Origin of the sequence: Thermococcus litoralis DSM 5473 (assembly GCF_000246985.2) — an archaeon.
GTDB lineage: Archaea > Methanobacteriota_B > Thermococci > Thermococcales > Thermococcaceae > Thermococcus_A > Thermococcus_A litoralis.
Genome location: NC_022084.1, coordinates 447,901 through 474,243 on the forward strand (window position 1 = coordinate 447,901; position 26,343 = coordinate 474,243).

31 protein-coding genes, 4 tRNA genes and 1 pseudogene are annotated in these 26,343 nt (G+C 43.2%); 12 read left to right on the plus strand and 24 right to left on the minus strand.

Annotated elements, in window-relative coordinates; genetic code table 11:
* Nucleotides 1–10 precede the first annotated feature (10 nt).
* Nucleotides 11–1,816: a glutamine--fructose-6-phosphate transaminase (isomerizing) gene (glmS, locus tag OCC_RS02370; RefSeq protein WP_004067235.1), complete on the minus strand. Its 1,806-nt coding sequence runs from the start codon at nucleotides 1,814–1,816 to the stop codon at nucleotides 11–13.
* 254 nt (nucleotides 1,817–2,070) lie between these two features.
* Between glmS and OCC_RS02375 the strand changes: the two genes are divergently transcribed.
* On the plus strand, nucleotides 2,071–2,274 hold the full coding sequence (locus tag OCC_RS02375) for a PCNA-inhibitor (protein ID WP_004067233.1): 204 nt from the start codon (nucleotides 2,071–2,073) through the stop codon (nucleotides 2,272–2,274).
* Here the strand turns inward: OCC_RS02375 and OCC_RS02380 are convergent.
* On the minus strand, nucleotides 2,271–3,416 hold the full coding sequence (locus OCC_RS02380; RefSeq protein WP_004067230.1) for a methyltransferase domain-containing protein: 1,146 nt from the start codon (nucleotides 3,414–3,416) through the stop codon (nucleotides 2,271–2,273). The genes OCC_RS02375 and OCC_RS02380 overlap by 4 nt on opposite strands.
* An 89-nt stretch (nucleotides 3,417–3,505) precedes the next feature.
* Here OCC_RS02380 and OCC_RS02385 point away from each other — a divergent pair, with 89 nt between their 5' ends.
* Nucleotides 3,506–5,053 carry a phospholipid carrier-dependent glycosyltransferase gene (locus tag OCC_RS02385; RefSeq protein WP_004067228.1) on the plus strand — a complete coding sequence of 516 codons (1,548 nt, stop codon included), beginning with the start codon at nucleotides 3,506–3,508 and terminating at the stop codon, nucleotides 5,051–5,053.
* Here OCC_RS02385 and rnhB read toward each other — a convergent pair.
* The 7 genes from rnhB to OCC_RS02420 all read right to left on the minus strand — a co-directional run bounded on the left by rnhB (nucleotide 5,025) and on the right by OCC_RS02420 (nucleotide 10,889).
* A complete protein-coding gene (gene rnhB, locus OCC_RS02390) occupies nucleotides 5,025–5,699 on the minus strand; it encodes a ribonuclease HII (RefSeq protein WP_004067226.1) in 675 nt (224 codons plus the stop codon). The two genes, OCC_RS02385 and rnhB, sit on opposite strands and share 29 nt — an antisense overlap.
* A gap of 4 nt (nucleotides 5,700–5,703) precedes the next feature.
* A complete protein-coding gene (locus OCC_RS02395; RefSeq protein ID WP_004067224.1) occupies nucleotides 5,704–6,525 on the minus strand; it encodes a metal ABC transporter permease in 822 nt (273 codons plus the stop codon).
* Nucleotides 6,522–7,304, minus strand: a complete 783-nt coding sequence (locus tag OCC_RS02400) for a metal ABC transporter ATP-binding protein (RefSeq protein ID WP_004067222.1) — start codon at nucleotides 7,302–7,304, stop codon at nucleotides 6,522–6,524. Before OCC_RS02400 ends, OCC_RS02395 begins: the two co-directional genes overlap by 4 nt.
* Before the next feature lie 48 nt (nucleotides 7,305–7,352).
* Nucleotides 7,353–7,985, minus strand: a complete 633-nt coding sequence (gene snatA / locus OCC_RS02405) for a neutral amino acid NAAT transporter SnatA (protein ID WP_004067220.1) — start codon at nucleotides 7,983–7,985, stop codon at nucleotides 7,353–7,355.
* A 2-nt stretch (nucleotides 7,986–7,987) separates the two neighbouring features.
* Nucleotides 7,988–8,890, minus strand: coding sequence for a signal recognition particle-docking protein FtsY (gene ftsY, locus OCC_RS02410; RefSeq protein WP_004067218.1), 903 nt, complete (start codon nucleotides 8,888–8,890; stop codon nucleotides 7,988–7,990).
* 201 nt (nucleotides 8,891–9,091) lie between these two features.
* Nucleotides 9,092–10,267 (minus strand): RNA-guided endonuclease TnpB family protein, encoded by a 1,176-nt coding sequence (locus OCC_RS02415; protein ID WP_020953611.1) that lies wholly within the window; start codon nucleotides 10,265–10,267, stop codon nucleotides 9,092–9,094.
* Nucleotides 10,260–10,889, minus strand: coding sequence for an IS607 family transposase (locus OCC_RS02420; RefSeq protein WP_020953612.1), 630 nt, complete (start codon nucleotides 10,887–10,889; stop codon nucleotides 10,260–10,262). The genes OCC_RS02415 and OCC_RS02420 overlap by 8 nt, the downstream gene beginning before the upstream one ends.
* A 114-nt stretch (nucleotides 10,890–11,003) precedes the next feature.
* Between OCC_RS02420 and OCC_RS12760 the strand changes: the two genes are divergently transcribed.
* Nucleotides 11,004–11,153 carry a hypothetical protein gene (locus OCC_RS12760; protein ID WP_004068046.1) on the plus strand — a complete coding sequence of 50 codons (150 nt, stop codon included), beginning with the start codon at nucleotides 11,004–11,006 and terminating at the stop codon, nucleotides 11,151–11,153.
* Nucleotides 11,154–11,158: 5 nt separating this feature from the next.
* Nucleotides 11,159–12,520, plus strand: coding sequence for an amidohydrolase (locus OCC_RS02425; RefSeq protein WP_004068047.1), 1,362 nt, complete (start codon nucleotides 11,159–11,161; stop codon nucleotides 12,518–12,520).
* Here OCC_RS02425 and OCC_RS02430 read toward each other — a convergent pair.
* The 4 genes and pseudogenes from OCC_RS02430 to OCC_RS02445 all read right to left on the minus strand — a co-directional run.
* A pseudogene (locus OCC_RS02430) lies at nucleotides 12,506–12,628 on the minus strand (M24 family metallopeptidase); the annotation flags it as partial. The gene OCC_RS02425 and the pseudogene OCC_RS02430 overlap by 15 nt on opposite strands.
* A 49-nt stretch (nucleotides 12,629–12,677) precedes the next feature.
* Nucleotides 12,678–12,860: a hypothetical protein gene (locus OCC_RS13135; RefSeq protein ID WP_004068049.1), complete on the minus strand. Its 183-nt coding sequence runs from the start codon at nucleotides 12,858–12,860 to the stop codon at nucleotides 12,678–12,680.
* Between the two features lie 22 nt (nucleotides 12,861–12,882).
* Nucleotides 12,883–13,398 carry a helix-turn-helix domain-containing protein gene (locus OCC_RS12200; RefSeq protein ID WP_004068050.1) on the minus strand — a complete coding sequence of 172 codons (516 nt, stop codon included), beginning with the start codon at nucleotides 13,396–13,398 and terminating at the stop codon, nucleotides 12,883–12,885.
* Nucleotides 13,399–13,483: 85 nt separating this feature from the next.
* Nucleotides 13,484–14,176, minus strand: coding sequence for a M24 family metallopeptidase (locus OCC_RS02445; RefSeq protein ID WP_238565073.1), 693 nt, complete (start codon nucleotides 14,174–14,176; stop codon nucleotides 13,484–13,486).
* Nucleotides 14,177–14,229: 53 nt separating this feature from the next.
* Between OCC_RS02445 and OCC_RS02450 the strand changes: the two genes are divergently transcribed.
* Both OCC_RS02450 and OCC_RS02455 read left to right on the plus strand, forming a co-directional pair.
* A tRNA-Arg gene (locus OCC_RS02450) sits at nucleotides 14,230–14,307 on the plus strand.
* A gap of 302 nt (nucleotides 14,308–14,609) precedes the next feature.
* Nucleotides 14,610–15,365: a metallophosphatase family protein gene (locus OCC_RS02455; protein ID WP_004068052.1), complete on the plus strand. Its 756-nt coding sequence runs from the start codon at nucleotides 14,610–14,612 to the stop codon at nucleotides 15,363–15,365.
* Here the strand turns inward: OCC_RS02455 and OCC_RS02460 are convergent.
* Nucleotides 15,362–16,660 (minus strand): lipopolysaccharide biosynthesis protein, encoded by a 1,299-nt coding sequence (locus OCC_RS02460; RefSeq protein WP_238565074.1) that lies wholly within the window; start codon nucleotides 16,658–16,660, stop codon nucleotides 15,362–15,364. The two genes, OCC_RS02455 and OCC_RS02460, sit on opposite strands and share 4 nt — an antisense overlap.
* A gap of 24 nt (nucleotides 16,661–16,684) precedes the next feature.
* Complete coding sequence (locus OCC_RS02465) at nucleotides 16,685–16,984, minus strand: FUN14 domain-containing protein (protein ID WP_004068054.1); 300 nt, start codon at nucleotides 16,982–16,984, stop codon at nucleotides 16,685–16,687.
* A gap of 152 nt (nucleotides 16,985–17,136) precedes the next feature.
* Here OCC_RS02465 and OCC_RS02470 point away from each other — a divergent pair, with 152 nt between their 5' ends.
* Entirely contained in the window at nucleotides 17,137–17,460 is a 324-nt protein-coding gene (locus OCC_RS02470; RefSeq protein WP_004068055.1) for a PadR family transcriptional regulator, read from the plus strand.
* A gap of 2 nt (nucleotides 17,461–17,462) precedes the next feature.
* On the opposite strand, the gene OCC_RS02475 is transcribed toward OCC_RS02470, so the two are convergent.
* Entirely contained in the window at nucleotides 17,463–17,621 is a 159-nt protein-coding gene (locus tag OCC_RS02475; RefSeq protein WP_004068056.1) for a 50S ribosomal protein L40e, read from the minus strand.
* 112 nt (nucleotides 17,622–17,733) lie between these two features.
* Here OCC_RS02475 and OCC_RS02480 point away from each other — a divergent pair.
* Nucleotides 17,734–17,821, plus strand: a tRNA-Leu gene (locus tag OCC_RS02480).
* 76 nt (nucleotides 17,822–17,897) lie between these two features.
* On the opposite strand, the gene udp is transcribed toward OCC_RS02480, so the two are convergent.
* Entirely contained in the window at nucleotides 17,898–18,731 is an 834-nt protein-coding gene (udp, locus tag OCC_RS02485; protein WP_004068057.1) for a uridine phosphorylase, read from the minus strand.
* 70 nt (nucleotides 18,732–18,801) lie between these two features.
* Between udp and OCC_RS02490 the strand changes: the two genes are divergently transcribed.
* Entirely contained in the window at nucleotides 18,802–19,848 is a 1,047-nt protein-coding gene (locus tag OCC_RS02490; RefSeq protein ID WP_004068058.1) for a pyridoxal-phosphate dependent enzyme, read from the plus strand.
* Here the strand turns inward: OCC_RS02490 and OCC_RS02495 are convergent.
* Nucleotides 19,849–19,923: transfer RNA gene (locus OCC_RS02495), tRNA-Cys, on the minus strand.
* A gap of 22 nt (nucleotides 19,924–19,945) precedes the next feature.
* Nucleotides 19,946–20,032: transfer RNA gene (locus tag OCC_RS02500), tRNA-Ser, on the minus strand.
* 94 nt (nucleotides 20,033–20,126) lie between these two features.
* Between OCC_RS02500 and OCC_RS02505 the strand changes: the two genes are divergently transcribed.
* The 3 genes from OCC_RS02505 (at nucleotide 20,127) to OCC_RS02515 (ending at nucleotide 23,285) form a co-directional block, all read left to right on the plus strand.
* Entirely contained in the window at nucleotides 20,127–21,359 is a 1,233-nt protein-coding gene (locus tag OCC_RS02505) for an Nre family DNA repair protein (RefSeq protein WP_048874666.1), read from the plus strand.
* A 31-nt stretch (nucleotides 21,360–21,390) separates the two neighbouring features.
* On the plus strand, nucleotides 21,391–22,509 hold the full coding sequence (locus tag OCC_RS02510; RefSeq protein WP_004068060.1) for an alkaline phosphatase family protein: 1,119 nt from the start codon (nucleotides 21,391–21,393) through the stop codon (nucleotides 22,507–22,509).
* A 224-nt stretch (nucleotides 22,510–22,733) separates the two neighbouring features.
* The gene (locus OCC_RS02515; protein ID WP_004068061.1) at nucleotides 22,734–23,285 is read left to right on the plus strand and encodes a hypothetical protein; all 552 of its coding nucleotides are present in this window, start codon (nucleotides 22,734–22,736) and stop codon (nucleotides 23,283–23,285) included.
* A 6-nt stretch (nucleotides 23,286–23,291) separates the two neighbouring features.
* On the opposite strand, the gene OCC_RS02520 is transcribed toward OCC_RS02515, so the two are convergent.
* Genes OCC_RS02520 through rpoA2 form a run of 5 tightly spaced genes read right to left on the minus strand, consistent with a single transcriptional unit; the run spans nucleotide 23,292 to nucleotide 26,339 of the window.
* On the minus strand, nucleotides 23,292–23,939 hold the full coding sequence (locus OCC_RS02520; RefSeq protein ID WP_004068062.1) for a 30S ribosomal protein S7: 648 nt from the start codon (nucleotides 23,937–23,939) through the stop codon (nucleotides 23,292–23,294).
* Nucleotides 23,940–23,944: 5 nt separating this feature from the next.
* Nucleotides 23,945–24,388 carry a 30S ribosomal protein S12 gene (locus OCC_RS02525; protein ID WP_004068063.1) on the minus strand — a complete coding sequence of 148 codons (444 nt, stop codon included), beginning with the start codon at nucleotides 24,386–24,388 and terminating at the stop codon, nucleotides 23,945–23,947.
* Nucleotides 24,389–24,398: 10 nt separating this feature from the next.
* Nucleotides 24,399–24,836, minus strand: a complete 438-nt coding sequence (locus tag OCC_RS02530) for a NusA-like transcription termination signal-binding factor (RefSeq protein ID WP_004068064.1) — start codon at nucleotides 24,834–24,836, stop codon at nucleotides 24,399–24,401.
* A 2-nt stretch (nucleotides 24,837–24,838) separates the two neighbouring features.
* Nucleotides 24,839–25,141 carry a 50S ribosomal protein L30e gene (locus tag OCC_RS02535; RefSeq protein ID WP_004068065.1) on the minus strand — a complete coding sequence of 101 codons (303 nt, stop codon included), beginning with the start codon at nucleotides 25,139–25,141 and terminating at the stop codon, nucleotides 24,839–24,841.
* Nucleotides 25,142–25,154: 13 nt separating this feature from the next.
* Nucleotides 25,155–26,339: a DNA-directed RNA polymerase subunit A'' gene (rpoA2, locus tag OCC_RS02540; protein WP_004068066.1), complete on the minus strand. Its 1,185-nt coding sequence runs from the start codon at nucleotides 26,337–26,339 to the stop codon at nucleotides 25,155–25,157.
* Nucleotides 26,340–26,343 lie beyond the last annotated feature (4 nt).

The following is a 26,343-nucleotide window of genomic DNA, read 5'->3' on the forward strand; positions in this document are numbered from 1 at the left end:
TTATATCACCTCACTCTACGGTTACAGATTTTGCCAGATTTCTCGGCTTATCGGGATCGTTACCCCTCAACACAGCCAGGTGATAAGCAAGCAATTGAAGTGGTACTATATACACAACAGGACTTAAAAGCTCATCTATTTTTGGCATCTTCAAAAAGACTTCGCTAACTTTTTCCAGCTCTTCATTGTCTCCCAAGCTGATTACAAGCCCTTTTCTTGCGTTGACTTCCTGTATATTGGAGACCATCTTATCAAATGTCTTTCCGCTTGGGGCAATGGCAACAACCGGAACACCTTCTTCGATCAGAGCTAGGGGGCCGTGCTTAAGTTCTCCAGCAGAAAGACCCTCCGCATGGATATAGCTGATTTCCTTAAGCTTTAGAGCACCCTCAAGAGCTGTTGCAACGCTTATCCCCCGTCCTATGTAGAAGAAATCTCTTCTGTCTACCAGCTCATCAGCAAGGGATTTTATCTTGTTCTCATATCCAAGCACAGCCTCAATGTACCTCGGAAGTTCCAAAAGCTCAGCTTCGAGTTTCTTAAGATAATCCTCATCCACTGTGTTGAGTATCTTGGCTAGTGCTATTGCAAGCATTGTCAAAACGGTAAGCTGGGTTGTGTACGTCTTTGTTGCCGCTACTCCTATTTCCGGACCTGCATGGGTGTATATTACAAGGTCGCTCAGCCTAGTAGCCATGCTCCCAACAACGTTAACAATGCTTAGAACTTTTGCACCCTTCTTTTTAGCCAATCTTATTGCCGCCAGAGTGTCTGCAGTTTCTCCACTTTGAGTAATGGCGATTACAAGGGAATTTTCGTCAACTATGTTCTCAAACTCATACCTAAACTCGCTTGCCTCCTCAACAAGGACAGGTTTGTTTGCCAGTCTTTGAAAGAGGTATTTGGCGGCAATTCCTGCATGATAAGAGGTCCCCATAGCCACAACAAATATCTTCTCGTATTTGGCTATCTCCTTAGCAACTTGATCTATTGTTTCCAAGTTGCCGTAAATTGCTTCCTTCACAGCCTTTGGCTGTTCATGAATTTCCTTAAGCATGAAGTGTGGGTAGCCTTGTTTTTCAGCCATTTCAAGGGTCCAATTAATTTCATGGATTTCTTTTTTCTTTTCTTTTCCTGTCCCAAGGTCTTTCACTGTAAATGCATCTTTGCTAACCACTGCATACTCTCCATCATCCAGGAACACAACTTTATTCGTGTAAGGTAAAAATGCAGGAATATCGGAGGCAGCAAACATCTCCCCGTTTCCAATCCCAAGGACGAGCGGACTTTCATTTCTGACAAAGTATAGATGCTCTTTGTCCTCAGCATACATTATGCCAAGGGCAAACGAACCCCTGAGTTTCAACAACGCCTTGCGGAGGGCATCTTCAAAGGTAGATGAGTCCTTTAAAGCTTCTTCAATTAGATGCGCTATCACTTCTGTATCAGTGTCGCTCTTGAACGTGTGGCCTTTTTTCTCAAGCTCGCTTCTAAGTTCAAGGTAGTTTTCAATTATTCCATTGTGAACAACCGCTATTTTTCCAGTACAATCGGTATGGGGATGGGCGTTGATATCGTTAGGAATTCCATGTGTTGCCCATCTCGTGTGCCCAATTCCCCTGTTGCCAGGCATTTCGTGAAGTCTAAGCTTTTCTTTAAGCTCATCTATTTTCCCAGCCCCTTTTTTTATAAAAAGCTCTCCCTGTTCAGTTACAATTCCAGCTGAGTCGTATCCCCTGTATTCCAGTCTTTTAAGCCCTTCCACTAAAATTTCAGCAGCTTCCCTGTCTCCAATATACCCGATTATACCGCACATTGTGCTGCCTCCGCTCTTTGTACTGTAAATCGTAATGGTTCAAACTAATTAAAAGGATTTCCATAAAACTGTTACCGCAACCGTTGTGTTCTTTACTCCGTTTCGGTGTTTCTTTTGAGATATTGTTCAAAACACTTTCTTTTGGTTTTTAAGCCCTGCAGTTATGACTAAATATCAGAAGAAGTGGAATAGCACAAGAGAGATTTCCAAAAAACCTATATATTCCAAACAACCTTAGTATCTTGGGTGGGTTAATGGAGAAGAAGCTGGATGAATTCATAAACGGTTCCATTAAAATAAGGAGCGAAAATAAAGCCAAAACCTCCAAGAAAAAGAGACTTAAATCAACTAAACTGGATAATTTTTTACCCGATGAGCACATAAACTATTTTAAAGCCCTTCGCATCGGCTCAAAAAGGATACAAAGGGCAAAAATAGTCGAAATTCAGGAAGATTAATCGAGGGGCTCAGCTATTATTGCTTTGTCTTTGAATTTGAATAGGTAAGCCCTCTTCTCTCCTTTCAGACCTTGTTCAACTCTTCTCCTGAACTGCCAGTATTCTTTGTCAGGAATTGAAATCTTTAGGGTAACCCTGCCATATCCTTCCCTCTTTAAAAAGTCGTTTATCCTCACTGGATGGAAGTCGAGAACACTTCTTACGATGTAGCGTCTCTTGAAGTATTCGCTGTTAACTTCTTCATCACTCGTTGCAACTGCTCTGCGTTTTTCCCGAATGAGCATCCATAGGTTGCCTCCTACTGCGTGAAAGAGCTCGTTTATTAGGTCAGCATAGTCAATGCTCCGCGGAATTTCATACAAATAATCTTTAACTTCTCCACTCCACTCGATGATGTTTTCAAGATTGGGGTTGCTTTCAAGTCTAACTCCCTTAGGAAGCATAACTGCAGAGCGCTCTGCCTTAGCTAAGGGCTCAAAATAGAAAGTCAGCCTGTTGAGTGCTCCATATAAATCAATGTACTCAAATTCACCTCTCCACGGGACTTTTTCTCTCCTTATCTGAGGTGGGAGATCAAAGATAAAAGCATCGGTCTTGTGCTTATAAGCCTCATAAACTTCAAGAGGACTCGGGAGGAGATCCTCAAGTCTCCTTTCAGGCATCTCCGGAGGTCTTGCGGGATCGGAGAATACTACATCAGCATCTATCTGATCAACAACTTCCTTACTTAGGCTGTCCCCATGAATGAAGGTTATCTTATCTTTAACCCCATATTTCTCGGCATTTTTCATTGCGTAGAAGAGCTTTTTCTCATCGATGTCTATAGCATAGGCTTTTTCTGCATATTTTGCGAAGAATATCAGCTGGATTCCAACTCCACAGCTCACATCTGCTATGCTTTTTGGTTTGACTCTCTTTGCCCTATATTCAGCCACAACCTCGTGAGTGGCGTACCTAAGGCCTTCCAAGTCCATCCACAGATCAGTTCTTGAGAACTTATCCTTTGCCCTTATCCTTGCCCTCGCTATCTCGATTATCTCGTCAGCTTTTTCTTTAGGAAGTCTCGCCCGTATTTTTCTCTCGTCTAGACCTCGCTTTATCATCTCAACAGTTTGCTCAATAAGCGCTTCCATTTCTTCCATTCTCTCACCTGTTTTCCATTTTTATTCAATTTTTAAAGGTTTATGGGAAATAATTTAAAGATATCAAGTGAAACTTAGTGGGGGAGAGCATGAACCTTAGAAAGAAGCTTTATTTTGTAGCAGTAGCTGCAATAATAGTTGGAACCTTCTGGTACTCATATGAGAAAGCTTCCAGTTCAGAACTCTATGACTACATTGGAGATGAGGTATGGTATATCCCAGCAGCTAGGAACGTCCTCCACAAGCTTGGAGCTGAACTTCATTACGTAAACGATACAACAAATTCAGAAGGGGTGAATATAATTGCAAGCGGAGAAATTATTAAGGGGCATGTAAAAGTCTCTGCTTTTGGATTTGAATTCACGAGACCTTATACGAGAAACGTAAACCTTCAAACGCCAGCAATTCTCTCAAAGTTGGGAATAAGAGTAGAATTTATACCCTTAAACAAAACCCCATCTCCTGATTTTGATGAGATCAAGTTTAAAATCGAAACAATAGCGAGAAAATACAACTACACTTATTACAAACCATATTCTAATTTTGACGGCGTTTACTATGAAATCCCCCGCGAAAACCTCAAAGCCTTCATAGAAGAAGTCAAAAGCATAGAAGGGGTTGAAGTCGTAAAAGGCTTCCGCTATCCTGATAAGGAGAACATCCAAAACTATCTGAACACGGAGCATCCATTTTTGGGGAAGGATATAATAATGCTTGGAATGCTGATAGAGGACAAGCCTATCTTCTGGCGTTTGCCAGGGCTGATAGAACACGCTATAATAAACATTCTCGTCTTCTTAGCTGCATATAAAATCTCAAAGAGTTATCTTGCAGCTTTCATAGCGTTGATATTTTCTGCCTTTGATCCCCTTCTTTACGCAACGTCCCTTGCTGCAATGCTTGATATACACGTGGCGTTCTTCACTGCGGTTTTCATGTACTTCCTGATCTCTGAGAAATACAATTCAAGCGGTCTTTCCATAGGTCTCGCTGCAGCCACAAAACTAAACGGTGCCTTTCCTTATCCAGTTTTGCTCATAAAAAGCTTAAGGGATAAAATTAGGATTAGGGAGATTCTGCTCTCGGCACTTATTTTACCTGCCCTCGGATTTTTACTACCACAGATCACGATAATAAAGGCAATAGGATTCTTCCCATGGCTTTCTGAGTTCATTGGAAGCTTTGGATGGCATCTCAGTTACAAAGGAGATCATCCGGCGAATTCACCTTTCTGGGAGTGGTTCCTAAGCCTTAAGCCATTTCCCTTTCACTACAACCCAGATATCTTCGCGGCAACAGACCCAATTTTGATGCTCTCCATGGTTGTGTTTATATTCACAATCCCCTATGCTGCAACAAGAAGAAGAAAGCTTTTGGTGCCTTTTGGGATATTCTGGAGCACAATAGCTTTTTATGCTCTCCAGTGGATTTTAGGTGGAAAAACCCAGTTCAGCTTTTATGCCACTCCGTTAGTTCCTCCGGGAGCGGTGGCACTTGGAGTAATGGCATACGACATAATAAAGTGGGAGTACTTCGAAAGGTCTATCAGAATGTACTGGGAATGGATGAGAGGCATCTCAACATGGATAAAGGAAACCTTCGAAAGGATTAAGGCTTTTTTAAGAAGTCCAAGATAGTGGGCTGAGTCTTTTTAGCTTTTAGTTTTTCTTCTATCTTTCTAAGGGTCTTCCAGCTTTTCCTCACTATTGGGGGGAATTCCCCATGAGCCTTGTAATACTCCTCCAGAAACCTCCTTGTAATTGGATCACTTGGATATCCTGAGCCTATCTCCCCATAAAGCTCCTTGAGCTTCTCTATTGCCCTGTCACGGGTAACTTTAGCTAGTATTGATGCAGCAGCCACTGGAATGTACTTTGAATCTGCCTTATGTTCGGCGATTATCTTTGGAGAGAAGGAAAGTCTTTCACCTATAATGTCGCCAAAGCGCTTTTCCTTGACATCGGCCGCATCTATGTAGAGCACATCCGGCTTAACTTTAAGGGAGTTCAACGCTTTGGCAAAGTTTTCAATTTCAAGCTCGTTCATTGTACCATCTCTGCCGTCTATCTCCTCTGGGGAAAGCTGAATGATAACGTGGTCATCAACTATTTGCACAATCTCCTCAAATAGCTCTTCTCTTCTTTTTGGTGTTAGCTTTTTTGAATCTTTGACTCCCAAAGCTTCAAGCTCCTGCATACGGGATTCATCGACAACAACCGCTGCAATTACAAGAGGGCCTATAACTGGTCCCCTGCCGGCTTCATCTATTCCTCCCAGCTTCATATCCCTACCTCCTCAAGACTAAGAACCCATAGACAAGCCCCAGCATTATCGTAGCTATTCCGCTTGGAGGGATGTCTGTTAAGTAAGCCAGCACTATTGAGAGTACCTGCACTAAGAGAGTTAAACCTAAGCTTATTCCAAGAATCTTTCTCAAGTCATTGCTGAGCATCATGGCTATTGTACCTGGCAAAACCGCCACAACCTGGAGGGTTATCAATCCAACGGTTCTAACTATTAACGCACCAGTAGCGCCCACGAGAACGTAGAGCAAAGTGAGATAAAACCTCGCATTACCTGAATAGGTCTCAAGTCCCTCAGCATCGAAGCTAACGTATAGGAAATCACGGTAAAATGCAAGCATCACAAAGAATATCAAGGCACCTCCTAAGACCAAAAAAATCAAGTCGTTGAGCGTTATCAGGAAAAGCTCCCCCGTTAAATAGGATACTATGCTTTGGGAGAGGGCAAAATATGGCTTGCTCGCCATAACCTTATACAGAACTCCAAAAGCCAGTACAGTAGAGCCAGCTATAAAGCTCGCTATTACCCCTATTGCGGTGTCACTGCTGAATCCTCTATTTTCGAGAAGAGCTATTAGGATAACAACAAAAATCGTGATTATTAGAGCCACCCACAGAACCAGAGAAAAGTTTGAAAATATCAGCCCGAGTATCATTCCCAAAACAGCTCCAAAGAGCAAGGAGTGGAAAGTAGCATGGGTAAGAAAAGCTAAGCCCTTCATGTTTATCAGGGGACTCAGCATACCCAGTAAAACGCTGACCATTACCCCACCTAAGAGAGCCCTGAGCAAGTACTCGGGGATCAAACTTCTCCCCTCCCGTGAAGGTGAACGTCTCCTATAAAGCAGTACATTCTCTTCCCCACTCTAACCGCTTTGGATAGAGGTCCGTAGACTTTGGTTATAATTTCATCCCTAAGAACTTCTTCTGGAGCTCCAAAGGCTATAAGTCTTTTATTGATAAGCATTATCTTGTCCCCTATTTCCGTTAATGGATTAGGATCATGAGTTGTTATTATCATCGTTAACCCCATCTCACGCTTTATTTTTGCAAGGACGGAAACTACCTCAACTCTGGCACTGGGGTCTAGGGCAGACAACGGCTCGTCCAAAAGGAGAAGCTGGGGTTTTGAAACGAGTGCCCTGGCCAATAGAACCCTCTGCTTTTGTCCGCCGCTAAGCTCTGCAAACCTTTTGTTTTTTATCTCCCCAAGCCCCACAAAGTCCAAAGCTTCTTCAGCTTCTTTTAGGATTGATTTTGGAATATTGAAGTGAATGAGACCCTTTTTGTAAAGGGCCCCCATTGCAACTACTTCAATAGCCTTCAAAGGCACACGTTCGTTTAAAGAATGACTCTGGGGAACATATGAGATTAAATCCTTCACTTCAACAGGGGGCTTTCCAAAAACAAGAAGCTTGCCTTCATAGGATTTATGAAGCCCTGCAATCGTTCTAAGAAGACTTGTTTTTCCCGCACCATTTGGACCCAGCAAAAGAAGAGTCTCTCCACTATCCAGCTTAAAAGTGATATCTTCAACTGCTTTATAGTTGTCGTAGTAAATCGTTAGGTTTTCAGCTAGTATCAATTTCTCACCCACAATTAGGGTTCCCTAAAAAATTTAAAAATGTTACTATTAAAGTCCAAAAGCCCCTTTAATTCCGTTGATTACAAGCTGAACGGCCATTGAAGCCAGTATAAGCCCCATCATTCTCGTAATAAGCCTTATGCCAACCCTACCAAACCTCTGCTGCACTTTTTCTGCGGACATGAGCACCAAGTAAACTGAAAAACTTGCCACAAAAATCGCAAGAATCACGGCTATTTTTCCCAAATAGTCGGTGCTTTTTGCCATGTGTATCATTACAGTTGTTATTGAACCCGGACCAGAGATTAAAGGAATTGCCAAGGGGATTACGGCAATCTCGCTTAAACTTAGAGCCTCTTCCTCCTCTTCATGGGTTATTTTTATAGTAGAGAGACTACCACTTAGCATTTCCAATGCCATTCTGAAGAGCAAAATTCCTCCTGCGATTGCGAATGCATCTATTGTGGAGCCAAAAAATTTGAATATCCACTCCCCTAAGAGTGCAAAGGTTATCAAGGTCATAAAAACGGCCACTGATGTTCTCTTTGCCAGAGTGATCCTTCCTTCATAAGATCTGCAGTGCTGGGCAATAGAAAGAAACACCGGGACAGCTCCAATTGGATTCATCACTGCAAAAAGCGTTCCAAATACATAAAAAAATGTCTTAAAAAACAAGAACATTTTCACTCACCAAAAATTTTCTCCAGCATCCATTTTTCATCAAAGGGCATTAAATCGTCATATCCTTGACCAACTCCAACAAAAAGTATTGGCGCGCCAATGGCATGGGCTATGCTTAATGCGGCACCTCCCCTTGCATCTGCGTCAAGCTTTGTTAGAATAACTCCGTCAATCCTAACCGCCTCATTAAACTGCCTCGCCTGCTCTATTATTGCATTTCCGGCAAGTGCATCCCCTACAAATATAACCAGATCCGGCTTTGTAACCCTGACTATTTTTTTCATTTCATCCATGAGATTTCTGTTAAGCTCGTTTCTTCCGGCTGTATCAACTAAAACCACGTCGATTCCTCTCGCTTTTGCATGCTCTATGGCATCGTAAGCCACAGCAGCTGGATCAGATTTGTAACCGTGTTTAATGAGCTTAACCCCCACTCTCTTCGCATGTTCCTCTACCTGCTCTATTGCTCCTGCCCTAAAGGTATCGCTAGCGGCTATAACAACGCTTAAGCCATTTTTCTTAAGCCAGTTGGCAAGCTTAGCTATTGTAGTGGTTTTTCCACTTCCGTTAAAGCCAACAAAAACTATCACGAACGGCTTTTCTTTTTTTGATTTGATCATCTCTAAGAGGTCTATATGTCTTTCATGTGTTAAAACTTCAAGAACAGCCTCTTTAACAGCTTTTTCTACAATCTCCCTCTTGTTTGTGCCTATTTTAACCTTTTGTCCAACAAGCTTCTGTTTTATTTTTTCCTTAAGCTCATCTACAACTTCTAAAGCCACATCCGCCTCTAAAAGCTCCAACTCAAGATCCCAGAGTGCATTCTCAACGTCTTTTTCACTTATTTCAGTCTGAGCAACCTTATCAACAAATGAGCTTAATTTTTCCTTGAGTTTCCCAAACATTTGCCCTCACCGGGGTTATGATCACTAAACGAATTTATAAATATGAGCCTCAGCGATAGCTGGTTACATCACCCTTCAGCTCCGAAACCGTTCTTCATCGGCTATTGAGCATTACGCTTTGCCACTTAAGGACTTTTTGATAGGGGTCTGTCCGTCGTGAGCTTTTATGAGTGAGCGTGAGTAAACCTCCGCCCATTCAAATCAACCCTCACGACGGACTTGGGCTTCATCACGCTCAGCCCCGCTCAGGGCGACCCCAAGTCCCCGCATGAAAACGTTGAAAGCACCAACAAACTGCCTATCAGCCCCAAAACCACAATTAAAACACTCCACCAGCCCGTTTCGGGACTCCAACTTACTCCCACACACCGGGCAGGTGGATGAAGTATAAGCAGGATTAACAAACTCAATCGGAACACGGTAAGAAAGCTTTCCAACGATTTTCTTCCAAGTGGCACGGGAAAGCTTCCTGTTGAACTTCCTCGAACCATTCTGGAGCATTTTGAACTTGTCCAAATCCTCGAAGACGAAAACAGCATCGGGAAACTCCCTCGAAAGCTGGACTGCAAGCTTGTTCAGGTAATCCTCAATCCTGTTTCTCCTCCTAGTCCAGTATTTTTTAAGGAGAACTCCAATCCTCTTTGGAGCTTTCCGCTGAACGCTTTTTAGCATATCAATAATTCTGTCGTAAGTCTCGGCAATCCTGTGTAGCTCGCTCAAGTCTACTCTAATCCAGCCCTTTTCAGGGTGAAAGATGTCGAGGCTCGTAAGGTTGCTGTCAATGCTGATTTTGATTCTTCCAGAGAACTCGACTTCCTTTGAGAAGGTTAGTAGGACATCGTCCTCCCTGATTATCAGCTCACCAACATTCCAGTCCTTAACCCTCTCATAGAACCACTCCTTCGAGAAGTCCAGCTCAAGGTATTCTTCCCTCGGCTTGATGGTTACCCTTATCTTCGAGCCTTTAACCTTCATTAGTGTTGTTTTAACTCGGATAAACTTTCTCTTAACGACTGGCTTTGCTCTTCTTCGCTTCCCCTTGAGGTAGTTCTTCCTCCAGCTTTTGAGGATTGAATAAGCGGTCTTTATTGCAGAATCAACGTAGTGCTTGGCGAAAGGCCACTCTCGGAGGAGTTCGTCCCTCAGTTCTCGCTTGAACTCATTAGACTGCGGAAAATAAGGGATTAGGCGGGTTGTCGTGTAGTAGCGATAATTTTTTCTTCCGAGAGAATATCTATGCTTAACTCTCTTCTCTCTCCAAGTTGTATTTTCCCATATTTCATCAATTGCCCTCTGGAGTAGTTTCTGGTATTCCTTGAGGAAGGGATTAACGTTCCAGTCGTGTTGCATTCTGTATGTTAGAACGACTTTAGTCATTCTCGACCTCCTCGATTAGTTTTTTCACGCTTTCCTTGAGCTTTTTGTATTTGTGGGAGCGCATTCCGTAGAGTTTCCCAGCGAAGTGCGAGATTATTGTTATCAAATCTTCAATGAGTTCTTCTCGTGGAGATTTTTCTTTCTCGTTGATTACTATTATCTCTGCACCGTTCTCCTTGAAGAAGAATTCGAGAGTTTTGAAACCGAAACGAGTGAGCCTGTCTGGATAAGTGATGATGACTTTTGAGACTTCTCCATTTGTCACGAGTTCGAGGAGTTTGCAGTAGTTCTTCCTGTTCTCGTTCAATCCTGAGCCAATGTCTTTGAGTATTTGGACTTGCCAGCCTCGTTCTTTTGCGTATTGGTCTATTGCTTTGACTTGTCTTTCTAAGTCGTCTTTTTGTGTGTGGCTTGATACCCTTGCGTAGCCAATGATTAAGCCTTTCTCCTCGGTTATTCCGAGAAGTCTTTTTATTTCGCTTTCTGGTATTCTCCTCCTTCCGCCGGGTGTTCTAATGGTTTTGATTTTCCCTTCTCTGTCCCATTTTTGGATTGTCTTTGGGTGGACGCCGAGTATTTCACTCGCTTGCTTCACCGTGTAGAGCTTCTCTTTCACTACCATACACTCACATTTATTCACGAAAATATTTAAAGCTTTCGATTAAAAAGAACTGTTAAGCAAGACAACCAAAGGAAATATAAAAGAGTATCGACAAACTAAGAGAGGGGAGGTAAATTGATCAGGGCTTTTGTAAACGGAAAAATATACGTCTCTTTTAAGCCAATAAAAATTGTAGAAGCGATTGTGGTAGCCAACGAAAAGATTATTTACGCAGGAGAGAGCGAGAAAGCCCAAAAATTGCCAAAGAGCTTGGAGGAGAAGTAGTAGATTTGGGCGGAAAAACTGTTCTGCCGGGCTTTATTGATTCACACATGCATCTAAACTCCCTTGGGCAGTCTTTGAAAATGCTTAATTTAAAGGGAACAAAAAGCATAGAGGAACTAAAGACGAAGCTCAAAGGATACGCAGAAAAAACAAGCACAAGCTGGATTCTTGGCTTTGGATGGGATCAGGAAGAACTCGGAAGATATCCTACGAGAGAAGATTTAGATGAAGTTGTTAATGACAAACCGGTGCTTTTGTATAGAACCTGCTTCCATGCGGCTGTACTGAACACAAAAGCTATAGAAATTGTAGGTTTGGAAAAGGATGAAGACGCAGACCCTGAAACCGGGATAATAAGAGAAAACGCCCTAGAAAAGGTGAGAGAGGTTATCAACAAAACTTTAACCCTCGACGACTACAAACACTTTATCGAAGAAGGGGCCAAGTTCGTTCTTTCTCAAGGCGTCACGGCTGTTGGCTTTGTGAGTGTAAATGAGAAAAGCCTCAGGGCTCTCGTAGAGTTAGACAGCGAAGGAAGGCTTCCCATTAGAGTTTTTGTGTATCTGAACCCCTCCCTTCTCAAGGAGTTAAAGGGCTTGGGGCTTACTAAAAAGGTTGGAAGTAATAAGGTAAAGATCATGGGAATAAAAGTTCTTGCAGATGGGAGCCTCGGAGCTAGAACGGCATGGCTTTCTAAGCCCTATGCAGACGCTTCAACAACTGGACACCCTAACATAAGCAAGGAAGAGCTTGAAGAGATAGTGAGAGAAGCCCACCAGCTGAATCTCCAGATGGCAGTCCATGCAATAGGCGATAAAACCACTGATATGGTCTTAGACGTTTATGAAAAGTTCAGAGGAGAGAGAAACCGTATAGAACACGCATCAATTTTGAGGGAAGATCAAATAAAGAGGATGAAAGAGCTTGGGGTTGTTGCCTCGGTTCAGCCGAGGTTCGTAATAAGCGACTGGTGGGCAGTGAAAAGGGTCGGAAAAGAGAGGGCAAAGTGGATTTACCCCTTCAAGAGCATGCTTGAGCAAATCGTGATAGGCTTTGGAACTGATGCACCAATAGAGCCCGTAAATCCATGGGAAACAATCTACGCTGCAGTCACCAGAGGAAAATTTGAGAATGTTGAAGCCTATCACTATACAAAAGATGAGCGCCTATCCCTAGAGGGAAGCCTCCACAGCTACACATATGGCTCAGCTTACATAATGCATGCCGAAAATGAGCTTGGAAGCCTCGAAGAGGGCAAATTCGGAGACTTCATTGTAGTAGACAGAGATCCGTTTGAAGTTGAAGAGAAAGGGTTGGAGAACATAAAGGTTCTCGGGGTCTACGTAGGAGGTTCAAAGTATTATTAACTCCCTTTCGGCGTTTGTAAGCCTCTTTCCTTTTTTCTTCACAACCACATCGTCTTCTATTCTCACGCCTCCGATATCGGGGATGTAAATGCCCGGCTCAATGGTAAACATGACCTCCTCCCCGCCCTAAAGGACGGGGTTTCCGTCAAAGAAACCCCTACCCTAAAGGCAGAGAGGTTTGAGGGGCTTCATTAAAGCCCCAACTAAAGCGGGCTTTCAACCCCTCTGGGGTGGCCACACCCCAATTACCCCTACCTCCCGACAAACCCGAGAGGCTCGGGGTTATCGTTTTGGCAACCTTCTTTAAAATATTAAACGCTCCAACGAGGTCAGCATTCATTACAACGCCCTCCCTATGGCACTTAAACAATCTTCCGAGTCTCATCATAGGTTATTTCCAATCTTCCTTGCTTGCCTTTGAGGTAGATTCTCCCCTTGAACTGGATTCTAAGCTTTCCAAACTTCCCAAGTCTTCTAAGCTCCAAAACGTTTCCATCAATCTTATACTGGTCGTTCCTTAGGAGGATTACGAAGAGCTTTTTGCCATTCCTTTCCCTTATGAACGCTGGTGGTTTTGGTTTTAACCAACTGGGTAATTCGCCAGACTTTTTCTTCTTCGAAAGGGTGAAGAAACTCCTCCAGCTTTCAGAGTTCTTTCTGGAAATCTGCTGGACTGTTGAGCCACCTATCCAGTCTTTGAAATTGTGATAGGCTTCTTTTTCTGTTCCAGCGAAGTCTATTTTTCCGAAAGCTCTAAATTGCTTTAGCCTTTCATAGTTTATTTTATTCCATACGATAGCGGTAGCTTGGGCCAATTCGAAGAGTGCTTTCTCTTGCTCTTTCGAGGGTTGTAGTTTTACTGTTATTGTCCGCTTCATCTTAAGATATGGTATGATTTTTAGGCTTTAAAATAGTTTTTGCTTTCCTGATTTAGAGCTAAGTTTTAGAACTCTTTACCCCGCCCTAAAGGGACAGGCTTGAGTTAAAGAGAAAGTCAAGTATCACGAAGTCTCCGGGTCTTATTTTTCTGTTACCTGGCGTATGGTGAGGATTTGCAGCGTTTTCGCCAGATGCCACTATAGGAGAGAAAGAGACACCGTCTGCCAGTTCTCTAATGAGAAACTCAATTTCCAGTGCAACCTGCTTTTCACCCTTCCCGATCAATTCCCTGCTTATTATTTCGTAGAAAACTTTATCTGCAATTTCAGCGGCTTTCTTCATCAGGCTTAGTTCCTTTTCGTCTTTGCGCATTCTTAGTTCTCTTGTAATACCACTCAGCGGATAGAGAGTGCAGTCCTCCAAAAGTCGCTCAATGTGGATTAGAAAGCTCGCCCTCATTGTATCTTCCACCAGGATCTTACCGCCCTTCAAATTCAGAGAAGCTAACACCCTTTCAAGGATTTCATAGGGGTTCTCTTCATCGCTCCAGAATACTGAATTTTCCCATTCAACCTCGTTTTCGTAGAGCTTGGGCGCTATTAGAACGCTTTCTCCTTCTTTATTGACTACAAGGAGAAAAAGCCTTTCTTCAGTTGCTTGAGGAGCCATTCCAGTCAGGTAATAGAGGTTGCTACTGGGAGTTATTAATGCACCATCATAATCATCTTCCCGAAGAAACTCCAAGAATTTCTTCATCCTGTCCACATATACCACCATGAAGAAACTCGCGGGCAAAATTTATAAGGCCTCTCCCAAAGTTTTCTTGGGTTGCCCCGGTGGCCTAGTCTGGATAGGGCGCGAGGCTGCGGACCTCGAGGTCCGGGGTTCAAATCCCCGCCGGGGCGCCACATCTTATTCTCATATTCCACAATAATAAAAACGACCAAAAATTTTTAAATAACGCCTAGTAATTAAAATACAGAGCGTTTCTCATACGCCGCATTTCCCCACTCCGAAACAAAGTAGTATTCTGGAGGTGGTAGAGATGATAGAGGACGCGTTGATGCTCTATCTGCTCAGCAATGCAGGAACCAACCAAAAGAAGAAAAAGAAAAGAAAGCTCCTGGTTCTTTGATCCTTCCGAATTTCGAAAAGCTTAAATACTCCTTTTTAGTAAAATAAAGTTAGAAAAATTGGGGGGGTGGTAGGAATGGCATACGTGGCAGTACTGGCGAACATCAACGGAAACTTCCCAGCCCTCATGAAAGCCCTCGGAAAAATTGAGGAACTCAAAGAAGAAGGCTACGAGATTGAAAAATATTACATCCTCGGAAACATAATTGGATTGTTCCCCTATCCAAAGGAAGTTCTTGATGCTCTTGATGACCTGATAAAGACCAACAATGTAAAGATAATCAGGGGAGAATTTGACCAGATAATAGCCATGAGTGATCCCCATGCCGAAGGGCCGGATTATATCGATGAACTTGCAATCGAGCCGTATGTAAAGAAGGCATTAAAATACACCTGGGAAAAGCTTGGCCATGAAGGAAGGGAGTTCATAAGAGATTTGCCTATATACCTAGTTGATAAAATAGGCAAGAACGACATTTTCGGGGTCTACGGAAGCCCATTAAACCCCTTCGAGGGCAAGGTTCTTCCAGAGCAGCCTACCTCATACTATGAAGCCGTCATGAGACCGGTAAAGGACTACGAACTTCTATTAGTAGCATCACCAAAACTCCCGGTCAATGCCATGACAAGGTACGGAAGGGTAGTATGTCCCGGCAGCATTGGATTCCCACCGGGAAAAGAGCACAAAGCAACTTTTGCCATCATAAACGCTGATAACCTGCACACAAAATTCGTAGAAGTTGAATATGACAAGAAGATCATAGAGGACAAAATAAGAGCAGAAGGATTACCAGAGGAGCTCATTAAAATCCTCTATCACGGAAAGGTTTAAACAGCTCGAACACCCTTTTTATTTCTTTTCTGAATATTCCAACGTATGCCACAAAAGCTAATAACAGGAGAGTTTTTGAGAGAAATACAGTGAACTGCAGTAAAAGAGCTACAGCAAATTGAGTATAAGAAGTGAGCGAAACTCCCAGCTTCTTGTTTGCCACAACTAATGTGCCAGTTAGTATCGTTAGATATCCCAGAAAGAGCCCGAAAACAGCCCCATATTCTCCAAAAGGGCTTATCGAGAATATCCAAGCAGCGAGAGAAACCACAGCGCCCAGGAGTGAAATTATGGTCCCTTCTTTTACATATTTTGTCGAGTTCAGCGCCACTATGCTGGGGGTTGTACGCTATATACGTTTCTACCGCCATGAGAGTTAGGTAGAACTCTCTACCCAGATTAAACCCAAAGAGTAGCGATAAAATTTCTCTTCCGACAAGCATAAGGATAAAAACCGCCAAAGCCACTATAAAGGACAGCAGCTTCGTGGAGTCTTCAGCAAGTCTCTTCACGTATTCCATCTCATTTTTCCCATATTTGTAAGAGTATAAGGGCATTATCGCAGATTGAAGCACCTGAGGCAGGTAAGTCAACAAAAATGCCGCCGAAAGAGAAGCCGAAACAATGCCTGCAGCTTCGGGAGAAGCAAGCTTCTCGGTTAGGAAGTATGGGGCTTGAATAAGAAAAACCCCCGAAACTGTCCCAAGAAATGCAAAGCTGGAATACCTCAAAAGAGGTTTAAGGGTCTCCAAGGAGGGTTTTCCAAACAGCCTCTCCCTAAAAAGGTACAAAAATCCAAAAATGGCCACGCCAGAAAGAAGGCCAATGTAGGGGAGGTAGTAATTTTCCGACAAAAATCCTCCAATAAATAGCACAAACGCTCCAATCATTGTATAAGCGTAAACCTCACCTTTGTGAAGGCCATAGATAAAGCTGCGAAACGTCAGCTGGAGAGCCCTCAAGACTGCCAGGATGGCCAGATAAAAGTTAAAAGGAACTAAAACCAAGCCAGCTAAAGGGAAAGAAAATCCCAAAGTTGCTATGGACTTTATTTTTTCCATTTCTCCCCTCCCTAGAAACTCGGAGGCATACTTCCCCAGAGCAACTGCAAAAAAGCTTAGGGGAACTGCCAGTAAAAATGCCTGTGATATAAGTGAATTTACTTTTCCCAAAACTTCGACACCGAATCTTCTTGAGATAACTATGCTGTAAATAAGCCTGCTGAGGCCAAAGAGAGCAAGGGCAACTATACTCGCTATTGAATGCCGAAGCATAACTTTTCTCTCATAACTCATAAGAGAAAATAAATAAAGCAGAATTTAACCTTTGCGGAAGCCCAAATAAAAGCCCGCAACAAATGCCCCTGTTCCGGGTAAAATCCCCACTACTTTATCAGCCAAGCTTAAGGTTGATGTAGTTGCACTTTCCGCAAAGTTAAAGAGGGCATCGGTGTTTATTGTTATAACTCCTTTTTGCTGGAGCCAGAAAAGGCTTAAAATGTATGCACCTATCAAAGTGAGTACTATTTTTATGAACTTTTTAAGCGCATAACCTGTGATAAACCCAACAGCAGCCCCTATACCCATATCACCCATTATTCCGCCAAAGTCGAAGTTCATAGTGACTCACCATTTGTCTTTAGGTTTCTGCAATTAAAACCCTTTTGCTTTTGGATTTTACAGTGGCAAAATGTTTAAATTGTATAAAAACTATCTTATATAAGCATAAATGTTTTAAGAGCAAATAATATGTGTCATTGAGGGTGATACATATGGCAACACCTATGGAAAGACTCAAAGAGAAGATGACAAAAGAAGTTATGTGGATCTACATACTGAGACTGCTAAAAGAAAGGCCTATGTACGCATATGAGCTCAAAAATGAGATAAGGGAGAGATTTGGATTTGAACCCGCCACCGTGAGCAGTTATGTAGTGCTTTACAAGCTCGAACACGAAGGCTACGTCACTTCAGAATGGCACGAAAGCGAAACCGGAAAACCCTCAAGGAAATACTACAAGCTTACAGAAAAAGGAGAGAAACTCCTTGAAGATGGAATAAAATTTATAGAAGAAACATTAAACAAGCTTAAGTAGCTCTAACGTCCTGCTCCTCCTCTTGGTTCTTTAGCTTTTGGCCTTAGTCCCTTGTATCCGCACTTCCTGCACTTCTCTGCTTTCCATGGGTTAGTAGCACCGCATCTCATACATATGTACTTCCTAAATATTCTTGCCTCAGCTTCAGGAAACCTCGCCATTTTAATCCCTCCATGATCTTGACTGTGTTCACTTACAAGCATTTCTTTTTAAGCTTTACCTTTTTTGAATTACCGAAAGCTTTTTATTCGAACTTTGCTCTTTCACTTATGAGCGGGGGTGCCCGAGCCTGGCCAAAGGGGCCGGACTTAAGATCCGGTGCCGTAGGGCTACGCGGGTTCGAATCCCGTCCCCCGCACCACTTTTGTAAAATCATACTCCCTTCTGAGAAACTTGTCTTGAAAAATAGATTCTTCCAACAAAAATTAAATAAGAAATCAAAGCTTCCTCAAACTTGGAAACCAGTATTTTTTACCCTTCTTCTCTTTCTCTTCGTCCCATTCGTGTAAGATTTTGACAGCTTCACTAGCAACCAATGCTGCTTCTTTTTCACCGGCTTTTCCAAACTCATTGGTTATTCTGTTCGCAAAAACCGCACAAACACAGCCTGCCCTAAGACCATAAATGTTTGCAAGGGTGTAGAGTGTAGCCGCTTCCATCTCAAAGTTCGTGACTTTGGCTTGTCTCAGGTCATCTATGAGGTGCTTTGCAAAGCTCGGGAAGTAGCCGTTCAATCCAGGCCTTGCTTGGCCCACATAAAAGCTGTCAGTAGAGGCTGTAATTCCAACGTGGTACCTAACTCCCAATGTTTCCGCAGCTTCGATTAAGGCTAAGGTAACCTCAATATCAGCGCTTGCTGGGTATTCAACTCTAACATACTGCTTCGACGTCCCTTCAAGTCTAACAGCTGCTTTCGCTATTATCAAATCACCAATCTCTATCCCGGGCTGGATTGCTCCCGTCGAGCCTACCCTAATGAAAGTGTCAGCACCTATTGCTGCTAATTCCTCTATTGCTATTGCCGTTGAAGGCCCTCCTATTCCCGTTGAGGTTACGCTTATGGGAACACCTTTATACTTACCCGTGTGGGTTCTGTACTCCCTGTGGAATGCTATTTCCTTTGCTTCATCCCACAGAGAGCTTATCTTGGGCACCCTCTCAGGATCACCTGGGAGGAGAACGTAGCGAGCAACATCACCGGGCTTACAGGCTATGTGGTATTGGTACCCCTCTTCCGTTTGAGGCCTATCAGCGGGCATAAACTTTTTCATTTCCCTCACCCCTACATGAATTTTGGAAAAGGGATATATAAATGAAATCCCTACTGCAAAAGGTGAGAAGATGCTAAAGTGTCTAAGATGCGGAAGGACTTACGAAGGATTTAAAATTATGTGCGAATGTGGAGGGGTTCTTGAATACATCGGGGAAAGAGAAGGTAGTTTTAAGGGGTTGCTGAGAGAAGAATTCCTAGACGTAAGGAGGTACCTCAGTTTCTTACCTCTAAAAGAGGAGTTTTTGCCAAAGTTGACGCTCCCAATAACTCCAATACTTGGGAGAAAAATCGAAGGGGTCAACGTTTTCTTCAAGCTTGAATACCTAATGCCCAGCGGCTCCTTCAAGGACAGGGGCACTTACGTAACCCTCGCAAAGCTGAAGGAAGAAGGTATAAGAGAGGTAACACTTGACTCTTCAGGAAATGCAGCGTTAAGCTTGGCGCTCTTCGCAAAAAGTGAAGGGATACATGCCCATATCTTCATTCCAAAACACACAAGTGAAGGAAAAAAGAGACTTCTAAAACTATTAGAGGCAGAGGTTCATGAGGTTGAGGGATCACGAATGGAAGTGCATGAAAGGGCAAGAAGCTTTCGGGAGGGAATTTACATATCGCACTGGTACAACCCCTATTTCATCGAAGGTACAAAAACAACAGCTTATGAGGTTTATGAGCAGATAGGAAATGTGGACTACGCGTTAGTACCCACCGGAAGTGGGACTCTATTTTTGGGTCTCTATAAGGGATTTAAAGATTTGGAGGCACTTGAAGGAGCAAGAATTCCAAGAATGATCGCCGTCCAAGGAAGAGGATATGAAAGCCTATGCAAGAGAAGTAAAGAAAAAAGCAGACTTGCAGAAGGGATAGCTATTCCAGAACCCCCCAGAAGGGAACAGATGCTCAAAGCCCTAAAAGAGAGCAATGGAGCATGTGTTTCTGTGGGAGATGAAGAGATAGCAGAGGCTATAAAAGAGCTTATTTCTATGGGCCTTTTAGTCGAACCAACGTCAGCAACAGCCTATGCTGCATTTAAGTTCCTATTAGAAGAGGGTTATTTTGAAAAAGGCACAAAAGTGCTCATTCCCCTTACCGGTTCTGGGCTGAAAAGCGTTTAATGGAGCCGGGAGGGGGATTCGAACCCCCGTAAAGCGGATCTGCAGTCCGCCGCCTCACCTCTAGGCTATCCCGGCATTTTACCCGAAGAAGATATTTTGGCGCCGCGGCGGGGATTTGAACCCCGGAGGGACCACGCCCACCGGCTTAGCAGGCCGGCGCCCTACCAGGCTAGGCTACCGCGGCACGTCCAACATTAAGGAGTTTGGGAGGGTATTTAAATCTTTCGCAAAAGGCAACGCCGAGGATAGATATAAATACCTCTGCTCTCTATTTAAAACTGATGGAGCTCTTTAACTCAAAGCTGTGTGCTTTATGCAAAGGGAGGAAACTCCTGTGTGGAAGGCCTACGTGTCCAATTCTCGAACGCTTTAGGGTAGTCAAGAGTGTAGAACATAAGATAAACCGCAGAGAGATTTTTGGCTCATCCCCCCCAAGCATATTTGTTGGCGAATACGGCTATCCCAAAGTCCGTATCGGGCCTCTAGTTCCTCCAATAGAGGGAAACACTTCCCATCTCGACAGTCCTCTAAAATGGGAGAACAAAACAATAAGGGATATCCTCTACTATCGCTCTCTTCTCGTCATGGGGGAGATGAAAGCAGACGTTAACGTGAGAAAAAGCGAAAGAATTCTTGAAGAAGTTCAAGAGCTGGCAATGTCAGTAAAGCCCGTGGACAGCGAGATTCTTCTTAAGAAGAGACCAGTTCTAAAGGTTCTTCCAAGTGAATTTGCTCCCCCAATAGGACCAAAGGCAGAGCTCCTAGACTTTGAGCTCACGGAAAACCCAAAAATACCGAGGAAAACGGATTACGTAGTTAGTGATGAACTAAAAGCCGAACAGGCAATAATGCGACTCTACAACTGGGGCTTTGATGAGTACTACATAATAAGACTCCTCTCTGCAGGGCTTTTGGGCATTAACAGAAAGCTCGTTCCGACAAGGTGGAGCATCACAGCTGTGCAGGATACTATAGGTAAAAAACTAAGGAAAGAAATCCTGCATTATGAGCCCATAAACGAATTTGAGCTCTACTTTTACGAATTCTTGGGGAACAGATATGCTGTGCTTTTGATGCCCGAAACTTACGCCTTTGAACTTTTGGAGGTCTGGCTCAAAGGCTCTTTGTTTGGAAGCGACGAACCCGAAGTAATCCATGACTATGAGGACTTTCGCGGAATTAAGGGGTACGCTGAAGAGACCACAGGAGCGTATTATGCCGCCCGTTTGAGTGTTCTTGAAAGCCTTAGGAAAAGAAGAAGGCAGGCAAGAATAATAGTGTTCAGAGAAGTAACCCCAAAGTACTATGCTCCCGTAGGTGTGTGGCAGATAAGGGTGGGAGTAAAGAAAGCCATGGAGAACCCAATAGGGAGATTTAACACACTTCAGGAAGCCTTCAATGAACTCAGAAAATTCCTTGAGCTGAAGCTTGAGAAATACCTAGAAAAAAGCTGGATTCTGAGGATGAGAAAACAGAGGACACTTGATTACTATCTCAGCTCATCGCCCTAAACTTTTTAACCAACCTTCCGTAGCTCATTCTATGAGAAAAAAACTCATACTCATAAGCATCGACGGCAATGGAGTTTACAATTTAAAACACATGCCGTTCTTAAGTGAGCTAGTGGATGAAGGATTCTTTGAAGTTGTGGATTCAATATTTCCTACACTCACGGATTTGGTTCACACGAGTGTAGTTACTGGAGTTCCTCCGAGAATTCATGGAGTCGTGGAAAACGGCTATTATGATAGAATAGCCGACAGAAAGGTAAACTTCTACGACTACGAAGTTGCTTTTAATCCGCACAAAGTTATAAAGGCAAGAACGGTAGTTGACATCCTAAGGGAAAAAGGAATAAGGAGTGCTTCCGTTAGCGGCTATACAATGCCTCCCTTCAGCGGTACCCATGTTAGAATATTTCCCCCGTTTTTCAGCGACGATAACCTCTATAGAGAACACGGAAGAGACTGGAGAAAAGATCGCTGGGTCTTGAATTCGGCTCTGTATCTATATGAAGAGTGCAAACCGGATTTGCTTCTAGTTCACTTCTGCTCGATTGATGGTATGCAACACGATTATGGGCCCCTGAGCGATGAAGCCATGAAAGCTGTTGAAACTGTGGATACAGCATTAAACGTTTTGTGGGAGAGGCTCAGGGATGAATACGCATTTATAATCTTTGCAGACCATGGACAGGAAAAAGTCCACACGTGGGTAAACCTCAAGGCTTATCTCAAAAAACACGGCATTGAAACACTAAGGGTCTCATCTGGAGGGGGAGTGCACATTTATCTAAAAGACCCAAAAGAAGCAGAGGAGGCTTATTCACTATTAAGGAGGGCTCCTGGTGTAAAGTACGTCTTTTTTAGAGAAGACTTGCCGCACCTAAATATTCCAAACAGCGGAGAAATTATAGTCTCAGCCAAGGAAGGCTACTGGTTCTGCTCTCACAGATTCTGTGATGGAATAAAGGGGTCAAGCTACTGGGTAAAAGGTATGCACGGCTCGATGAATGAGCCAGTGATGAAGGTACCTCTTGTCCTCTGGGGTTTTGAGGATGTGGACACTGAAAATGCCAGCCTTTACGATATTGCACCTACTATCCTGAAATTCTTCGGTGTTGAAAAACTTGGAAATATGGCGGGAAAGAGTTTACTATGATAGCACGAACCTTGTAGATTAAAACCAAGCTCCTTCTAGTATAAACCCAAAAGCGTATATACGTGGAGGTTTGTCTTACCAAAAGCTCCTGGATTGCCGCCCATTTTAACAATAGTCGCGCTTGCTAAGTGGCTTGGAAAAGCTCTATCCCACTGACTTTTCTTTTAAACTTTATAGAGAAAAGCATAAATAACTCAAAAACATAATACTCTCAGGGAATAGGTATGAAAAGAATACTTAAACTGCTGGCACTTCTAATATTATTGTTCGCAATTTGCACATTAGGTGTTAAAGCCTTTTCAGTCGAGAATCTTAGAGGTGAAAAGATAGCAGAGACTGATGAAGTTCATTCCAACTTTTATAATTCAAAAGGCAAGAGAGTTGCAACTTTTTCTCTTATGGAACAAGGCTATTACGCAGAGGATGTATTCTCTTTTCGTATTCATGTATGGCATAGGGAAGGTGGAAAGACCAAAAGCTTAAGACTCGTAATAACTCCAAATGTCAGTGCAGAAGTTTATTTAAAGACTCCAGACGGCTACCCTTGGAATCCTATAAAATTGCAGAGAAGTAAAGAAGATCTAAATTCTGTCGTATTAGAAATCCCTGATCTTGGCTTTCAAGGAGTGGGGAGTACCAGATTAGATTTTGTTGTGATCCCCTTAAAAAGAGCTGATGCAATTTCAATTACTGTAAAAGCTGAATTTGAGCTCTCTGAAGGAATTAAAAGATACAAAGGAGAGACCGTGCTTAACACACAATTGAAAAAGAAATAAAAGAGCTCACCTTGAGGACTGTGCAATCCTCTCGATTTCTTCCTTCTTGCTGTATGCGAAGCTCTTTGTATCCTTGTTTGCTGCTGCAATAATCTCTTCAGCCAATGCCTCGGCATAGCTGATCTTGTTGCGGTAGCACTTTGCTGATGCACCGAGGGCGATGTTTCTCAAGGCAACATCAAGCCTTCTCATTGGAGAGATATCAACTGCGAGGTGGTATCTAACTCCACCGAACATGATGTTTGTGGTGTCCTCCCTCGGGGCGGAGTTTTCGATTGCCTTAACGAGAACCTGGATTGGGTTCTGCTTTGTTCTCTGTTCAATGATCTTGAAAGCCTCTTTTACGACCTCATAAGCCTTCATCTTCTTGCTCATCAATGAGCGGTGCTCTCTTCTCATGAAGTGTCCACCGATCTTGTAGCTTGAAGCACCGCTTCTCATTACCTTGTTTATTAGCCTCTCAACAATATGTACATTTGCCTTACCGAACTGCTTCTTAGCATGCCTTCCGTGGCTGTGGGGAAGAATTCTTGGTTCAAGATTAATGTAAGGTCTGAGGGATGGGTCTTCAACGACTACTTCCTCAACACTCCATCTCCCGAAAACCTTGAGATCCTTTGGGATAAAAAATCTCTCTTCTAGTGGTTTGGCCATGAGCATCACCTTCTTGGCTTTTCTTTTCTACCCTTAACTATCTCTTTAAGGGAAGTTCTGTTAACGATGACAACCTTGTATCTAATTCCTGGAATGTCACCCATAGATCCACCTTTTGGACCGCCAATTCCCTCTATGATGACCTCATCGTGTTCGTCAATGTGCTTGATAGCACCGTCACCGGGGGTGAAAGCGGTAACTACCTTACCGTTCTTGATGAGCTGAACCCTAACCGCTTTTCTCATACCTGAGTTTGGCTGCTTAGCTTCAACTGCAATCTTTTCAAGAACGATTCCTCTCGCCTGTGGTGCACCTTCAAGTGGATCGCTCTTCTCCTTGAGCCTAAGTACCCTTCTCTTGTAGGTTATGTCACTCCACCTAAACTTCTTTCTCTTAAGCTTGAGCTTTCTTCCAGCAAATTCACCGTAAGGAGCCTTCTTTCCAGCCATGATCATCACCTCAAATTACCACAACTTCCTCAATCCCGTGATGCCTCTCCATTAATTCTTTGACGAGGTTTATATTTTGCCCCCCTTTACCTATTGCCCTAGGCTTATCCCTTTGATTCACATCAAGGAGGGCAACTTTTTTTCCATCTTTCTTTTCAGTTATGTGAACTTTTTTAATCCTTACGCCCATTGTTTTATAAATGTTCTTGAGGAATTCTTCCGGATTTTCTGAATGTTCTATGAGCTCAATGTCCTTTCCTAACATCCCTTGTATCCTTTTAACGTTGCTGCCTCTTTTGCCTAATGCCAGACCCATTTCTCCCTTCTTGATGACGAATATTAGGCGATTCCTTGGTGAGTCGATTAAGCAATCGAGCACTGTTGCTCCTGTAAAGCTCTCAAAGAGTGCTATATACTTTATCTGGTCAGTGTTTAGCTTGAGTGGCATGCTCACTTACCTCCGGCCAGTGCAAGTATTTTGCTCTCTCCAGGCTCTACTATTGCCAGTGATGCGATTACAAAGGGCTTACCGAGCATTGTGCCTAACTCAACGCTTGTCCCCTCGAACTCATAAACCGGAATATTGCTGAGCTTTGCATAATAGTTGATGTCATCCTTAAGCTCTTTTGGTGCGTTTTTGGCTATGATAATGAGCTTTGCACCCCCGACCTTGGCAAGCCTAACTGTTTCGTTTGAACCAATGATAACTTTTCCTGTTTCAAGGGCTTTTCTAAGCTCAAATGCTAAATCCATTACCTACACCTCCCTACTCTTCTATGGATTTTTTAATCGGTAACTTCATTGCCAGCCTAACGATTCCCGTTCCAACTGGAACGGGCTGACCGATTAATACGTTTTCGACCACACCGTTGAGGGGATCAACCTCTCCCCTTTCGGCAGCTTGGAGTAAGTGTTGAACGGTAATCTCGAATGCAGCTCTAGCGAGCACACTTGCTTTTGTACCAACCACACCGTGCCTTCCAATAGGTCTCACAATACCATCAAGGGTCATCATATCAGCGACGAGCATGATATGCCTGACATCTACTTCAAGACCCTGCTCCTGCATCGTTCTTGTTATTTCTTCAATAATAGCATTTCTTGCCGCCTCAATGCCAAGTACTTCAGCTATTTCATGGATATTGTTCGTCCTTGTTCTTGTTGGATCAACGCCCGGAACCTTGAGCACCTGTTTGAAGTTTGATCCCTCTGTGTAGATGACGTACTCGTCTCCCTCTTTTCTGATAATTGTTTTTCCCACGCCTGACAGTCCTTTTAGACGATGCTTTTTAACTTTATCGGCGAGTCTTCTTAATGTTGAAACACCCTTAACCTTTTTCATTCTGATTATCAATGTGTTTCCATCAACCTCTATTTCCGCCGACTTGAATGAGCGTTCGAGCTTTGCTTGAATCTTCTCCATTGTTAAACCGCTTTTCTCAAGGCGTTCTGGGTCAACATCAACCACGAATTCCATGTTGAGTATATCAAGCGTCATGCTTCTGGCAAGGCTTTCGAGAGTTGTTCCCTCAATTCTCCTCGCAACCTCACGAGCCTTTTCTGAGTCGTATCTATGCTCCTCGTCGAGATAAACTGTCATAATTGGAGTTGATGGGTTCTTTCTTGCATCAACAATTTCAATGATTCTTGGAAGACCAAGGGTAACGTTAATCTCAGCAACACCTGCATAGTGGAATGTGTTAAGTGTCATCTGTGTGGAGGGCTCTCCAATCGACTGGGCGGTAACAGTTCCTACAGCCTCTCCAGGCTCTATTAGAGCTTTTTCGTATTCGCCCACAACTTCATCAATTATTGCCTCAATTTCTGCCTTCTTCAGCTTGTACTTCTCGTTATAAGTGAGGAGCTTCTCCAAGAGCTCTTCTTTAAGTCTCTCCGGCAGATTGGAGGCTTTACTCTCTACAAGCTTTTTAATAGTTGAGCTTGATACCATAACA

Bases quoted from the DNA above. Each gene is read 5' to 3' on its own strand.
- glmS (WP_004067235.1), bottom strand. From the start codon at position 1,816: ATGTGCGGTATAATCGGGTATATTGGAGACAGGGAAGCTGCTGAAATT.
- OCC_RS02375 (WP_004067233.1), top strand. From the start codon at position 2,071: ATGGAGAAGAAGCTGGATGAATTCATAAACGGTTCCATTAAAATAAGG.
- OCC_RS02380 (WP_004067230.1), bottom strand. From the start codon at position 3,416: ATGGAAGAAATGGAAGCGCTTATTGAGCAAACTGTTGAGATGATAAAG.
- OCC_RS02385 (WP_004067228.1), top strand. From the start codon at position 3,506: ATGAACCTTAGAAAGAAGCTTTATTTTGTAGCAGTAGCTGCAATAATA.
- rnhB (WP_004067226.1), bottom strand. From the start codon at position 5,699: ATGAAGCTGGGAGGAATAGATGAAGCCGGCAGGGGACCAGTTATAGGC.
- snatA (WP_004067220.1), bottom strand. From the start codon at position 7,985: ATGTTCTTGTTTTTTAAGACATTTTTTTATGTATTTGGAACGCTTTTT.
- ftsY (WP_004067218.1), bottom strand. From the start codon at position 8,890: ATGTTTGGGAAACTCAAGGAAAAATTAAGCTCATTTGTTGATAAGGTT.
- OCC_RS02415 (WP_020953611.1), bottom strand. From the start codon at position 10,267: ATGACTAAAGTCGTTCTAACATACAGAATGCAACACGACTGGAACGTT.
- OCC_RS02420 (WP_020953612.1), bottom strand. From the start codon at position 10,889: ATGGTAGTGAAAGAGAAGCTCTACACGGTGAAGCAAGCGAGTGAAATA.
- OCC_RS13135 (WP_004068049.1), bottom strand. From the start codon at position 12,860: ATGAATGCTGACCTCGTTGGAGCGTTTAATATTTTAAAGAAGGTTGCC.
- OCC_RS12200 (WP_004068050.1), bottom strand. From the start codon at position 13,398: ATGAAGCGGACAATAACAGTAAAACTACAACCCTCGAAAGAGCAAGAG.
- OCC_RS02445 (WP_238565073.1), bottom strand. From the start codon at position 14,176: ATGGTGGTATATGTGGACAGGATGAAGAAATTCTTGGAGTTTCTTCGG.
- OCC_RS02455 (WP_004068052.1), top strand. From the start codon at position 14,610: ATGGCATACGTGGCAGTACTGGCGAACATCAACGGAAACTTCCCAGCC.
- OCC_RS02460 (WP_238565074.1), bottom strand. From the start codon at position 16,660: ATGAGTTATGAGAGAAAAGTTATGCTTCGGCATTCAATAGCGAGTATA.
- OCC_RS02465 (WP_004068054.1), bottom strand. From the start codon at position 16,984: ATGAACTTCGACTTTGGCGGAATAATGGGTGATATGGGTATAGGGGCT.
- OCC_RS02470 (WP_004068055.1), top strand. From the start codon at position 17,137: ATGGCAACACCTATGGAAAGACTCAAAGAGAAGATGACAAAAGAAGTT.
- OCC_RS02475 (WP_004068056.1), bottom strand. From the start codon at position 17,621: ATGGCGAGGTTTCCTGAAGCTGAGGCAAGAATATTTAGGAAGTACATA.
- udp (WP_004068057.1), bottom strand. From the start codon at position 18,731: ATGAAAAAGTTTATGCCCGCTGATAGGCCTCAAACGGAAGAGGGGTAC.
- OCC_RS02490 (WP_004068058.1), top strand. From the start codon at position 18,802: ATGCTAAAGTGTCTAAGATGCGGAAGGACTTACGAAGGATTTAAAATT.
- OCC_RS02510 (WP_004068060.1), top strand. From the start codon at position 21,391: ATGAGAAAAAAACTCATACTCATAAGCATCGACGGCAATGGAGTTTAC.
- OCC_RS02515 (WP_004068061.1), top strand. From the start codon at position 22,734: ATGAAAAGAATACTTAAACTGCTGGCACTTCTAATATTATTGTTCGCA.
- OCC_RS02520 (WP_004068062.1), bottom strand. From the start codon at position 23,939: ATGGCCAAACCACTAGAAGAGAGATTTTTTATCCCAAAGGATCTCAAG.
- OCC_RS02525 (WP_004068063.1), bottom strand. From the start codon at position 24,388: ATGGCTGGAAAGAAGGCTCCTTACGGTGAATTTGCTGGAAGAAAGCTC.
- OCC_RS02530 (WP_004068064.1), bottom strand. From the start codon at position 24,836: ATGCCACTCAAGCTAAACACTGACCAGATAAAGTATATAGCACTCTTT.
- OCC_RS02535 (WP_004068065.1), bottom strand. From the start codon at position 25,141: ATGGATTTAGCATTTGAGCTTAGAAAAGCCCTTGAAACAGGAAAAGTT.
- rpoA2 (WP_004068066.1), bottom strand. From the start codon at position 26,339: ATGGTATCAAGCTCAACTATTAAAAAGCTTGTAGAGAGTAAAGCCTCC.